The organism is uncultured Winogradskyella sp. (assembly GCF_947498005.1).
Classification (GTDB): domain Bacteria; phylum Bacteroidota; class Bacteroidia; order Flavobacteriales; family Flavobacteriaceae; genus Winogradskyella.
The window spans coordinates 177,491-191,154 of sequence record NZ_CANMIW010000004.1 but is presented as its reverse complement, the minus strand read 5'-3'; the positions used below and the strand labels follow the sequence as shown (position 1 = coordinate 191,154).

11 protein-coding genes and 1 tRNA gene are annotated in these 13,664 nt (G+C 32.5%); 1 reads left to right on the top strand and 11 read right to left on the bottom strand.

What is annotated here, in order from left to right; all coding sequences use genetic code 11:
- Positions 1-52: 52 nt before the first annotated feature.
- On the bottom strand, positions 53-445 hold the full coding sequence (locus Q0891_RS09075) for an START-like domain-containing protein (RefSeq protein WP_299100907.1): 393 nt from the start codon (positions 443-445) through the stop codon (positions 53-55).
- 182 nt (positions 446-627) lie between these two features.
- Here Q0891_RS09075 and Q0891_RS09070 point away from each other — a divergent pair.
- Positions 628-701 (top strand) — tRNA-Met (locus Q0891_RS09070).
- 201 nt (positions 702-902) lie between these two features.
- Here the strand turns inward: Q0891_RS09070 and Q0891_RS09065 are convergent.
- The 10 genes from Q0891_RS09065 to Q0891_RS09020 form a co-directional block, all read right to left on the bottom strand.
- Positions 903-4,022, bottom strand: coding sequence for a type I restriction endonuclease subunit R (locus Q0891_RS09065; protein ID WP_299100904.1), 3,120 nt, complete (start codon positions 4,020-4,022; stop codon positions 903-905).
- 3 nt (positions 4,023-4,025) lie between these two features.
- Positions 4,026-6,269 carry a DUF262 domain-containing protein gene (locus tag Q0891_RS09060; RefSeq protein ID WP_299100902.1) on the bottom strand — a complete coding sequence of 748 codons (2,244 nt, stop codon included), beginning with the start codon at positions 6,267-6,269 and terminating at the stop codon, positions 4,026-4,028.
- A 3-nt stretch (positions 6,270-6,272) separates the two neighbouring features.
- On the bottom strand, positions 6,273-7,487 hold the full coding sequence (locus tag Q0891_RS09055) for a restriction endonuclease subunit S (protein ID WP_299100900.1): 1,215 nt from the start codon (positions 7,485-7,487) through the stop codon (positions 6,273-6,275).
- Positions 7,484-8,986: a class I SAM-dependent DNA methyltransferase gene (locus tag Q0891_RS09050; RefSeq protein WP_299100898.1), complete on the bottom strand. Its 1,503-nt coding sequence runs from the start codon at positions 8,984-8,986 to the stop codon at positions 7,484-7,486. Before Q0891_RS09050 ends, Q0891_RS09055 begins: the two co-directional genes overlap by 4 nt.
- Positions 8,987-9,036: 50 nt before the next feature.
- The gene (locus Q0891_RS09045) at positions 9,037-9,708 is read right to left on the bottom strand and encodes a hypothetical protein (protein WP_299100897.1); all 672 of its coding nucleotides are present in this window, start codon (positions 9,706-9,708) and stop codon (positions 9,037-9,039) included.
- A 155-nt stretch (positions 9,709-9,863) separates the two neighbouring features.
- The gene (locus Q0891_RS09040; RefSeq protein WP_173280500.1) at positions 9,864-10,088 is read right to left on the bottom strand and encodes a hypothetical protein; all 225 of its coding nucleotides are present in this window, start codon (positions 10,086-10,088) and stop codon (positions 9,864-9,866) included.
- A gap of 90 nt (positions 10,089-10,178) precedes the next feature.
- The gene (locus tag Q0891_RS09035) at positions 10,179-11,021 is read right to left on the bottom strand and encodes an endonuclease/exonuclease/phosphatase family protein (protein ID WP_299100895.1); all 843 of its coding nucleotides are present in this window, start codon (positions 11,019-11,021) and stop codon (positions 10,179-10,181) included.
- 11 nt (positions 11,022-11,032) lie between these two features.
- Positions 11,033-11,953, bottom strand: coding sequence for a hypothetical protein (locus Q0891_RS09030; protein ID WP_299100893.1), 921 nt, complete (start codon positions 11,951-11,953; stop codon positions 11,033-11,035).
- A 3-nt stretch (positions 11,954-11,956) separates the two neighbouring features.
- Complete coding sequence (locus Q0891_RS09025; protein ID WP_299100892.1) at positions 11,957-13,222, bottom strand: ABC transporter permease; 1,266 nt, start codon at positions 13,220-13,222, stop codon at positions 11,957-11,959.
- A 2-nt stretch (positions 13,223-13,224) separates the two neighbouring features.
- A complete protein-coding gene (locus tag Q0891_RS09020) occupies positions 13,225-13,620 on the bottom strand; it encodes a TerB family tellurite resistance protein (RefSeq protein WP_173280498.1) in 396 nt (131 codons plus the stop codon).
- Between the last annotated feature and the right edge of the window lie 44 nt (positions 13,621-13,664).

Sequence of the window (13,664 nt, the reverse complement as noted above, 5' to 3'; positions counted from 1 at the left end):
TTAGGTTTAAATTAAATCGAGACAAATATATATTAGATAAGTTATTTACTGGCTATCTAGAGCCTAAAACTTGTTTCAGACTTCCTATTTGGTTGGTCCAAAGCATTTTTCCTTCTTCTATTTCATCATCTTCAGCAAAATCTGTAATCATCAACGACACATCTTTTGTAATTTCATCTACTTGAATACGGATTTCAAAATAGTAAGGTAGCCCGTCTTCATCATCCTCTACCCAACGAAACTTAATGCGTTCGCCACTTTTTTTACTTAATAATTTGGCTTGCTCCTCAGATCCATCCCATATAAAAGTAAAAAACTCTCCACGAGAATTAACGTTATCTGCAAACCATTCTGACAAGCCAGAAGGTGTTGATATATAAGTATATAGTAAAGCTGGTGATGCTTGAATCACAAACTCCATTTCATATTTTTCTTTATCGTCCATACATGCTAATATTATGTGCTCAATATATACAATTTATGATGGATTCTTAAGGTTTAAATTAATAATTATTTTTTTTAGTTTTTATTGTTTGCTATAGAAGAATTTGTTTTTATATTTGCAGCCGCAATTACGCACAGGTATTAATTCTAAAAATGTAAATCCTAATATAGTGTAATTGATATGGCGAGGTAGCTCAGTTGGTTAGAGCGTTGGATTCATAACCCAGAGGTCACGAGTTCAAATCTCGTTCTCGCTACATCAGAAAAAGTCTAGTACAACAGTACTGGACTTTTTTTATGTGTTGTACTGAAGTGTGCTTCAAAGTGCATAAGCATAAAAAAAGGCAAAAGTAATGCGCTAGCATTGTTGACTTTTACTAATGTATATCGCAATATTGAAGTACAAGCCTATGCTACTTCAGTCAAAACAGCATCAACTTACATCAAAATTTCACTTATTACTCTTTCGCAAAAAAAGCAGCTAAGTTTTCACTCTGTGCCAACACCTTATCGGCTTCCATTTTTGCAACATCTGGCGGATAGCCATAACGCATTAATATCTTTTTTACTGTTAACCTTAATTTGGCTCTAACATCATCACGTTTACTCCAATCTACAGTGGCATTGTTTCTAACCACATCAACAATGGTATGAATTAAGTCTTTCATTTTATCATCGTCTAAAAAGCTTGTGGATTCATTTTGTGATAACACAGAATAGAAGGCATATTCTTCTGGAGTTAATCCTAAATCCACACTCTTTTTATCTTCTAAACGCATGTCTTTAGCTATTGCCGAAAGCTCTGCTAGTACTTGCGCTGAATCGATTTGATTGTTATGATAACGTTTTACTACAGACTCTAACATTTCGGAAAAGCGTTTACCTTGTGCTATGTTCTTTGTTTTACGCACACGAACCTCATCTGCTAACAACTTTTTAAGTAACTCAAAAGCCACATTTTTTTGTTGCATGTTCTTTACTTCTAGTAAAAACTCATCGGATAAGATGCCTACAGATGGCGCTTTAATTCCTGCTGCTTCAAATACATCTATAACACCTTCGCTAGATAAGGCATCATCTACAATTTGTTTGATTGCTGTTTCTACTTCATAATCTGATTTTGTGCTATTACCTGTAAACTTATTAATACGTGCTTTTACTGCTTGAAAAAATGCCACCTCATCTTTAATGTTATCTGCTTGCGGACTAGGAATAGACATTGCAAACAACTTAGAAAGTAGCGTCACTTCTTTTATAAATCTGTTTTTTACATCTTCTGTTTGCAATACAAAGTTTTGCGCGCCTAGTAGAATTTGAAGTTTGGTATTCGTTTCTGCTTTAAAATAAGATTGGTAATCATAGCCATGTAAAATTTGTTCTACGACTTCAAACTTTTCTAACATGCCTGCAATGGCTTCTTTAATATCTACAATGGGTGTGCCTTCGCCTCCACTTTGCAAATAGGTTGCCATAGCATTACGTAAATCTTGACCTATACCAATATAATCGACTATTAATCCGCCTGGTTTGTCTTTATAGACACGATTTACACGTGCAATGGCTTGCATTAAATTAGCACCTTGCATCTTTTTATCTATATACATGGTATGTAAGTTTGGTGCATCAAAACCTGTGAGCCACATGTCTCTTACAATTACCATCTGTAATGGGTCGTTTGGGTCTTTTATACGTGCTGCTAACACTTTTCGTTGTGCTTTTGTAGTGTGATGTGGTTGTAAAATGGCTTCATCATCACTGGTACTTGTCATAATGACTTTTATAGCGCCTTTATCTAAATCGTCGTGATGCCAATCTGGACGTAAAGCAATAATCTCATTATAGAGTTTGGCGCAAATTTTACGACTCATACTCACAATCATCGCTTTACCTTCAAACACTTGTTGTCGTGCTTCAAAATGCGACACTAAGTCTGTAGCAATGTCTTTTAATCTATCGGCTTTACCTATAATTTTTTCTATAGCTGCACTTTTAGTTTTTGCTTTTTCTATTTGCTCTTCGCTTGCGCCTTCAATAGCATCTATTTGTGCATCTATAGATTTGGTAACTTCTTCGTTTAATTTAATTTTTACCAAACGTGATTCATAACTAATAGGCACCGTTGCGCCATCATCTACCGCTTGTTTAATATCGTATACATCTATGTACTCTCCAAAAACGGCTGGTGTAGATTTGTCTTCTTTTTCAATGGGTGTTCCTGTAAAACCTATATACGAAGCATTAGGTAAGGCATCGCGTAAATACTTAGCATTTCCGTATCTAATTTCCGAACCTTCTTCTACATCTACTACGCGTGCTTTAAAACCGTACTGACTGCGGTGTGCTTCATCTGCAACTACTACAATATTTGTTCGTTCAGATAATGTATCAAACACATTACCTTCTTCTGGTGAGAATTTTTGAATGGTTGTAAATATTACGCCTCCACCAGACACATTTAATAGTTCTTTAATGTGGTCTCTGCTTTGTGCTTGTACTGGTGTTTGCCTTAGTAATTCTTTACAATTCCCAAAGGTAGCAAAGAGTTGGTCGTCTAAATCGTTTCTATCTGTTAGCACCACAATAGTTGGGTTTTCCATTTGTGGATGCGTTACTATTTGTCCTGAGTAAAACACCATAGATAAGGACTTACCAGAACCTTGGGTATGCCAAACCACACCAACTTTACGGTCACCTTCTTTACTATTTGTAGCACGTATAGTTTGTGTGACTGCTTTTTGTACCGCGTAATATTGATGATACGCAGCGACTTTTTTAATTTTTACTTGAAAAATTAAACCTGTCTTCTCATCCTTTTTTTCTTCTTGCTCAAAAACCGTACAGTAGCGAATTAACTCTACCAACGTTTTTTTGTTAAGCATGAACTCGGTTAGAATTTGTAATTCTGTTCTTGGGTCGTTGTCTGCTTTAATTGGTGCTTTCCAAGATAAAAATCGAGAAAAAGGTGCCGACACACTAGAGGTTTTAGCGTCTATACCATCGCTAATTACACAAATGCTATTGTAATAAAAAATGCTTGGTACAGCGGTTTTATAGTTTTGTATTTGCGTGTAGGCTTTTTTAACCGTTGCGTTCTCGTCTGTGGCGTTTTTAAGCTCTACAAATACCAATGGCAAACCGTTAATGTAGACGACTACATCAAAACGTTTCTCATTATTATTTTCTTTTACCACTAATTGATTGACAACCCAAAATTGGTTGTTTTGTGGCTGAGCCACGTCTAATAATTTTACATTAATGCCTTTGGTTCTACCTTCTTTGTGATACTCAACGGTAACACCATTGGTTAACAAAGTATGGAAACGCTCGTTGTTTTCCATAAGGTCTTGTGTCCCTAGATTAACAATCTTATTGTAAGCTTCTACGCGTGCCGATTCTGGAACGTCTGGATTTAATAGTTGTAACGCATTTTTTAATTGTTGCTCTAACAATACAGACTCAAAACCTTCTCGTTGTGGATTATCGCTATACGGTGCAATATCTGGACCATAATAATACGTGTACCCTTGACCTACTAATTGGTCTATAAAGGCTTGTTCTATTTTGTCTTCGTTAAGCATACTTTATATTTTCAATTGTTGTTTTAACCAAAGTATTGAGGCTTCTCCTTTCATTCTAACTATAGTATCAACTTCCCTAGAATGTCTTAATGCATTCCTAAGATTTGCCATATCATTGAACTCTGTGGTAAGTTTATCTTTAGAACCAAATGTTGTTTCGAAAAGATGCCAATGTGTTTTAGCATTAATAATTTGAAGCAATTCTTGTAAGTCTGAAAACTGCATCCAATAATTAACATCTTCAATATTGTCACTAACTAGAGACGGATTACGCTTGCGTTCTCTATTTAATTTTTGCGTAAACTTATCGTATATATTAGGTGGTATTTGTTCCTTTATATCATTTCTAGAGTTTAGCTGTAATCTATCAATGATTAAACCTCTTAAATACAATTCTATGTGTTCAATAGAAGTGTTTAGTTTACCTAAATCTTCTGGTAATTCTACCGAATCATCAATAACCGTTTTATAAATAGTGTTAATTATAGTGTCTTTACGTTCATTAATAAAATCGTTATAATCTTCAACAGAAAAATTATCTCGTAATAAAATATCTACGGCCTTTCTACTAATAAGATGTGATTTTAAAACTCTGTAAACAGTAGCCTCATCATTATGTGCTAACATGTTTTTAATATACACGTTTGGCAGATTATCTTTTATAATGTTTCGGTTGGTATTTCCAGATAAAGGTGTTCTGTTTAAAATGGTATTAATTTCTTTACTAATCCCCATTTTTTTACCCCAACTTTTAGGCACAATATGGTGGTCGTCTAAGTCTTCGTATTCTGGCAATTCTGACGAATCCCAATCTCTAGCTTCGTTTAAAATATATAAATTAAAAATAGCCTTATAAATTGCAGAACCACTATTAACTTCCTTATGTAAGTCTAATGATTTATAAGTCCCTATAAACTCAGATACGCAATCTATCTCTAAGGCATCATTATCAAACCACTTTTTTAAATCTAAATAATCTTTTGTTGACGTGGTTTCTACAGAACTCGAATAGCGCGTTAAAAATATAGACGACCAATACCACTTTTTAATCTTTCCTGCTATATCAGCCTTATTTTTAAAATCGGACTGTTCTACATAATGCTTTATTGCAGACAAACAAGGTATAATGGATGGATACGGTAAAAAACGTTTATTTATCGCACCAAATTCGCGTTGGTTTTTTAAAGTATTAAGTGTTTTATGTATTGCAGTTACTGAAGTATCCCATAAACTATTAAATGCTTCTTTATTTTCGATTAAGGTTTGGTATTCAAATTTGCCTTCTTTGTTTTTAATTTTCTTTACCTCTTTAGGCACTAAATAATACAAATACTTAGGACTACAATAGTTTTGCTTTATCATAGACATAACCATCATAATGTACGACTTCATCTCAAAACCAGGATAACTAACATCATCTAAGGTTTTAGAAGCTTCGCGATACATATCTTTTAAGTAGATGTCTTCTTTTCTGGTAATAGAATTTAATAAATCAAACGTATCTAGAGGTTTTCCCTTAGAGTTAATATGTGTAAAAATATCGCAGACTTTGTTTAACTCTAATTGCTTAGCTAATGAAATGTAACTTACTTGGTAATTATCTAGTAAGTCTTTAAAAAGTTCTTTAAGCTTTAGTGCATTTTTAGCATAGCCTGAATATTCGTTTTTTACATCTTGGTCTTCCTCTTGTTCTGCAATTTCTGACCAGTAATCTTTATAGCCTTTAATCCAATCGTCTATCTCCCAAGAGCCATGTTGCATAATCCCTAAAGGAAAAATATGCTCTTTATATTGTTGTTTTTTATCGGTTACCAAATCATTATAATACCGAGTGGCACTATTATAAGAAAAAGCTTCTTCAAAATTCTCGTCTAATAATTCGTTTAAATGAATAAAGTAATAGATTGGGTTTTTACGATTTCTGAAATTAACTTTAGGCTGAAAAAAGGCATAATGCAAAGCCGACAAGCGTTGTTGGCCATCTAGCACAATATATTCTGGGTCTGCCTCTTTAGTAAAGGCATACAAATTGGCACAACCTAGTTTTCTATAATTCTCTTTATTGCCTTCCCAAAGTAAGAGTGTACCAATATAGTAATCCATAAAAATAGATTTAATAAGGTCTCTTACATCCCAAGGTTGCCAATCGAACTCCCGTTGAAAGTCTGGAATAACAAAACGCCCTTTGCCAATCTCTGAAATTAAGCGTCCTAAATGTATTTTTTCTGGTTTTTGTACGTTTTTCATGTATTACTTTTTAAACCCATTAACCCTAATCTCACCACGCATTAACTTGGATAATAAAGCATCTCTGGTTTGGGTTAGGGTTTGGATTTGAGATTGATTATGATTCACTTTATCAAGATTTGATCTAAGAAATTTATAAAGTCTATTTCTTTTATTTGAATCTTTAATAAACGGTATGGTTAATTCTCTTATACTTGATATCGTCAAGGCTTTTTGTGTACTACCTATAGAAACCATATTTAATAAATTTTGTGTACTTTTTAACTTAAGCCAATTGTATACAAAATCGGAAGAACAAGTTTTATTAAAATTTTTAAACCAAATTAAATTTCCGTCTTTAAAATAAAATGGATTATCGTCTCTTACTTGAAAAGCTACTCCTAATGTCCCTACTGCAGAAAGAAGAATATCTCCTTTTTTAGGAACATCATATTTATCTTTAATTTCTTTAAATCTCTCTTCTGAAATAAATAATTCAGTTGAAATACTTGGCTTTGTACTTAACTCTATAATTTCTTTACTTCTATAAAAAGGGATTCCTTCATTTACATATTCACCATGAAAAATTCTTTTACTCGATGAAATATCCAATAGAGTGTTAATTGCTACAAACTCCCAGTCATCAGATTCTTTACCAAACCATTCTTTAAAAATAGTTTGTGCGGTTTGCTCTAAGGTTTGGTTTTGTGCGCGTAGGTTTTCTATTTTATCATCAAAAGCGGTTAAGACTTTGGCTATGGCTTTTTGTTCTTCTTTATTTTCAGGGTATTTAAATTCAATTGTTTTAAATGCACCATGATTTAAATCCTTTTGAACTGAACCAGCTGCTACTTTTTGGACATAATTGTATACCTTTTTGTTTTTTAGATACCAATACAAATATTTAAAATGTAATTTATCACTTGGTATTACTTTGAAGCTGTTGTTATGTAAAATTCCGTATTTATTTATTAAAACTTCTCCAACTTGACCTGTTCTCGTAAATATGACATCATTCTCATGTATTATACTTTTTTTAGGAACTAATTCAGGATTCGCATATTGGTCTATCGTATTATTAAGTAAATTATTGATTTTTAGTAAAGGAATTCCATTTTCTTTATTCGAAAGCACGTGATTGGTTTTAGCATTTATAGCAACTCCTTGAGCCAATTCAACTAAATTACCTATATCTGTTTCCACCCAACCATCAGGCAATTTTTTCTCTAAACTACTCATAATCTAAACCCAATATTAGCCAGTTGTGTTTTAATCTCTTGGTTTAACGTTGCCTCTTGTTGTATTTGTTGTTGCAAGGTTGCGGTAAGGTCTGCCATTTTGGTTTCAAAAGGGATGCCATCGTCTTCCTCGTCTGGTATGCCAACATAACGTCCTGGTGTTAGAACATGGTTGTGTTTGCGTATAGCGTCTAAGTTGGCAGCTTTGCAGTAGCCTTTTATGTCTTGGTAGTCACCTTCTTTTTTCCAATTTAAATAGGTATCTGTTATCTTTGCAATGTCTTCTTCAGTAAAATCTCGGTGTACTCGGCTTTTCATAAAGCCCATTTCTGAGGCATCGATAAACAAGACTTCGTTGGTGTTGGTTCTACCTCTGCGCAAGTACCAAATACAAGCAGGAATACCTGTGTTATAAAACAGTTGTTTTGGTAAGGCTACAATACACTCTACCAAACCAGCTTCTACTAAGGTTTTACGTATATCGCCTTCGCCAGAGGTATTAGAACTTAAAGAACCATTGGCTAAAACGGTTGCCATAACGCCACGTGGCGATAAATGGTACAACATGTGCTGCATCCACCCAAAATTGGCATTCCCATTGGGCGGTGTGCCATATTGCCAACGTGCATCGTCTTGTAAAATATCAATTCCCCATTCTTTTTGGTTAAATGGTGGATTGGCTAGTATATAATCGGCTTTTAAGTCTGGGTGTGCATCTTTTAAAAAAGAACCTTCGGTATTCCAAGCCACAAACTTGCTGTTAATGTTACGTATGGCAAGGTTCATACGCGAGAGCTTCCATGTGGTTTGGTTGCTTTCTTGTCCGTACACGGTTATGTCTTTTATGTTACCAGAATGTGCGGTAACAAACTTTTCAGACATAATAAACATACCACCAGAACCCGAAGCAGGATCGTAAATACGCCCTTTGTAGGGTTCTATCATTTCTACCATGAGCTTTACAATAGCTTTTGGTGTGTAGAATTGCCCACCTTTTTTACCTTCGGCATTGGCGAACTCTCCTAAAAAGTATTCGTACACGCGACCAAACAAGTCTTTGGAATTTTCGTTTTCGGCTTGTAACTCGGTATTCGATATTAAATCGATGAGTTCGCCTAAAGCCGTTTTATCTAAATTGGCTTTACCATAAACTTGTGGTAACACGTTTTTAAGTTCTTTGTTTTCTTTTTCTACCGCTTCCATAGCTTCGTCTATGGTTTGACCAATGCTTGGTAATTTGGCTTGTGCGTGAATATGAGACCAACGTGCTAGTTTTGGTACAAAGAAGGTGTTTTCTGCAATGTACTCGTCTCTGTCTTCTGCATCTGAGTATTCATCTGCTACTAGTTTTTGGTACAACTCATCAAAAGATTCTGAAATGTATTTTAAAAAGATAAGCCCAAGTACGACGTGTTTGTACTCGGCTGCGTCTATGTTTTTACGCAATTTATCTGCGGCTTTAAACAGGTCTTGCTCAAAGGTATTTTTGGTTTTTGCCATTTATTAGTTGGGTTGCTATTTCTACATTTAACTATTTAAGGTACAAGATATTAAACGTGTTGAAAGAATTTTACAGCGTAATTACAGTATTCTATAATTTTATCTTTATCGGTATCAAATTCTTTTCTATTACCTAAATAGTTTCGGCTCGTTTCTGTTATTTCTTTACCTTCCTGAAGCTCTTCAAAAGATATACATTTTATATGTTTTTTGGACATTAAAACGATTAATGCATTTTGGTATGGATAATCACCATTCTTATCAATATCACTTAACTTAAAACAACCGTTTGCTCTAAATTTAACTTCAATAAAATGTGCTTGATTGTCTTTAAAAACAACCAAATCTGGCATTCTCCTTATATTCATTGCCACATCATCTTTAACACCTCTTAGTAAATCCTTAATACCAGGAATAGTATTTTCCATTCCATATTGAAACACCTGAAAGCCTAAATCTACAAATAAACGTTCTATTAAAGTCTCTGCAATTCTACCTTTTGTTAGATTATAATTAAAATTATTTGTCGTAACATCTATAGTTTTTTGGGCTGCACTATCTTTGGTATTATCAAACTTCGTTGTACTCGTTTTAGTTTTGGGTTTAGCTTTTGGTTTTTCTGCAACAGCAACGTCTTCGCTGTTATTCTCTTTTTTGTAACATTTATAACAGAGACCACCATTAAATTTGGTGTAGCCTCCACATGTAATACATTCTGCCATTTAGTAGGTTTTTAATTGATGTTTAGTTATGAGCACATACTAGTTTATTCGTTTTGTAAAAACATTTCACAAAGGGGAAAAGACTATTAAAAATTAAGGGGTTTTAAAGGTAGAAAAAACAAACAAATCACATAATTTTTTTTAATATTTTAAACTTAGAGACGACCTAACCCAAGTAACATTGTAAAAAACCCAAAAATTATTGGCAGAGCAATTAACCACCATACTAATTTTGAGGTATTACTGCGAATTTTTTCTAATTTATCAATTTGTAATTGTTGCGCAAATAATAACTCTCTGAGTATTTCTTCGTTATTAAAATCATTATAAGTTTTTATAAACGTAATGCGCTTTGGTGTTAACTTAATCTTATCCGTCATTATTTACTATTTTAATTAATACTGAGATGTAAATTAAAAAGGTCTATCCACTTAATATTATGGGATTCCGCAATTATTAGAAATATTACTTCAAAGTGAAAATTCTAAAGCAACAGGTAAGTGATCTGATATTAATCTTGCTGTTGCTAAATTTTCACAAGTTTTGATGTAATCAACAACTCTAGAATTAATAAAACTTATTTGTTTGGAATAGTATATATTATCTATAGCATGACTTAAATAATCTCCACTTTTACATTTTCGCTTTAAAGTAGTTTTTGAGTTCTTAACTGCTGAACTATAACCTTGATCATAAAAATCATTCCAAACACTGTGTTCTTCATTTAAGTAAAAATCACCTGATATAATAATTTTATCAGAATTTAGTCGCTTCTGATATTCTTTAAATAGTACAATTTCTAATTCTGGTAAATCGTTATGTTTTCTAGAATGAAAGTTAACAACAAAAAAAGTTGAATCCTTATGTTTAGCTTTAAATTCTGCGATAAAAGGCTCTCTAATTATTTGAGATTCTAATTCACTATCCAAGAATGCTCTTCCTTTTAAACTCACTTTACTTGTTTTCCATAAAAAAGCATAACGTTCACTCATATAAGCAGAAGGGCTTTTGGTAGGATTACTAATTCTATAATCCCACTTGCTTCCTTTTCTATTAAGCTCATCTGCAATTTGAGCAATTTTTTGTGCGCCTCCTGGATGCTTAGCCACAACTTCTTGGATAGCAACGACATCAAAATCATTTAATGTCTTTGCGATGAACGCTATTTCTTCATTGTTTTTTGATTGGCCTAAGTCTTGGATGTTCCAAGTAATTAATTTTATACTTTCAATACTCTTAGACTCTAAGTTATATGGGTTATTAGAAAAGCTAAGTAACGTTATAAACAAGCCTAAAAAGAGTAGTTTTTTCATTTATGAATCTCCTATTTATTATTAATGAAATTTTTAATTATTATATCCATATTTGCGGGTAGTTCGGCCATTTTAAATTCAAAATCACCTTCCTTTAAGCCCATTCCATACAACCAATCTGACCAATATTTTTTAAGCACATCATAGTCGTAATCATTATTATTTGATGTTGACGGATTTATACCTAAAACTAATATCTCTAGATTAGACAAATCTTGATTTACAGGAATAAATCCATGGCTATTAGATTCTATTATTTCTTTCCAGTTAGATGAATTCAATTTTTTATGTCTTATTTTTTTTGGAGTAATGTACGATGATAAATTATCTTCATTTAAATTACTATCCTCATAGAAAATATAGCGATCAGTTAATATTACTAAAATATTTCTGTAGTCTTTATCAATGCAATAATCTTTTACTTTATTTTTAAAAAAGCCCCAAGTATCTGAACCATTATCGTGATTAGCATCTTTTAAAGCTTGTTTATATATTTCTAACCCAAAATAAGCATAAGTAGAACTTATTTCATTTATATAGTCTAATGTGCCATTATCTCTAGTTACATGGAATTTTAACTGATTAGACAAATCATTAATCTTAGGATTTAAAGGTTCTGGATCAAAATACAACTGCATCTTATCATCTAAATGTCTCGATTTTTTATGCTTAATCTCATCTTCAAACGCCTCTGCAACCAAGTTTAAATAACCAACGTCTCTTCTATAAAATTGCATACTGGGATTATTATATTTTATAGTATCAATTCTATCGGACAAATCAAGCAGAATACTAATGTTTAGATTAGAAATCTGCTTGTTTTTTTTTGTGGTTGAATTCGTTTTAATTTCCTTCTCCGCCTGCTTATTAGAATCTGAAGCACAACCAAGGAGCGTTAATGAAAAAGCGGTAATTATTAATAATCTATTCATAATCTAATTTTGGGTATATATTGTATGCTGTGTAGAATCTTCGTTAAGATTTAATGCAATGAGATGATTATTGCAGATGGTTTGGCAATTCTCTAATAACTCATCTTTTTGTCTTGCTGGCAATGCAATCTCTGTTCCGATTGCTTGAAACCACCCTTCTACATATTGATGATGATAATGAAGGTATTTTTTAACAGGAAAAATAAATCCATCAATTTTATTTTGAACTTCTGAAATTTTCCCTTTCGCTTCAGTAATTTTAGATTTTATTGAATCACTTATTATTCCGTTTTCTTTTAATTCTAAATTTATTTTGGCTAACTCTTTTTGTTTTGCTCTTATAAACACATTAATTTTATCTAAACTTTCGTGCTCTTTCATTATAAAATCAAAAACTAATCCCCAAATAATATAAACAATAAAACCCGCAAAAATTATAACCCAAAATTCAGATTCTTTAATAGCTATAGTTAAATCAAAATCTGGAGATGAAGGTGTTCTATTAAATTCGTAAATCTTTTTTTCAATAACGTATGCAAGCAGTCCATCAAACAAAAATGTTATAATAAATAGACCTAACAACTTAATTTTACTCGCTACTCCTGGTACTTTTTGCATCATATGAATAATATAACCCAAGCCCATGAATACAAAAGGAATAGTAACTATTAGTATTGCCTCTAATGCACCATCTTGAAGAGCTTTTGAAAATGCTTGTGCATCAAATATTGCAGAAGACAAACTATCATCGTTGAACTCTTTAAAAAACACTGAATATGATGCTGAAATATAAAATACTAATAAATAAAGTGTAATTGGCAATAAGAGCGCAAGACCAATGTAAAACTTAATCTTTGGATTTCTTTCTACTATTAATCCGTGATTATTAGGGTTAACTCTGACATCAATAATGTCATCCTTTATCTGCGATACTTTATCATTATATTCTACTTGTTTTTCGTCATTAATTTCCTTTGCTGTTTCTAACTTTTTTATCTCAGATTTTTGTCTTTCAATTTCTTCGTGGTACGGCTTTTTAAGTTTTTCTTGTTCAATCTTTTGATTTCTGCATTGATCTTCAAAACTATTATATACATTTTGAAGACAAGCTTTTAACACAATCGGTTTGCCAGTTGCCTTTTGAGCTGCAGCAAAACCACTTTGGTAATAAGTTATCCTAATATTATCTTGATTAGTTAAATTATTATCTAATTCTTCTTCCTCTGGTTGATCTTTTTTAACAGCAAATAAATTTCTTAACTTCTCCATATTTATTCGTTAATTTTTGTAATTATTTCCTCTACTGACAACTTTTGTTTAGCGCACTCCAGTAAAAAGTCCACTAATTGTTGTAGGTTTTCATCTAAAAAACCAAATCTTTTACAATATTTTAATAGAGTGTTTCTTTCATCTTCCGTTACAACGCCATCAGCCCATATCATTTTAGCCAAATCATTGAGGTATTCTATTTTTAAATTCAAAGTTTCAGGAATTTTTGCGTCGTCAGTTAAAGGATTTAAAAGAACTTGTTGCAACTGCACCTCTGACACTCCTCTTTCTTCAGCAAAACGATATAACATTTTTAATTCTAACACATCAAAATTGTCATCTGAGAAGGCCATTTGATAAAGTCTTAAAAAATGACTTTTTAATTCGGTTGATATCATATTATCTATTATGTTATAGTTATCCTCAAACATAAATCCATTAA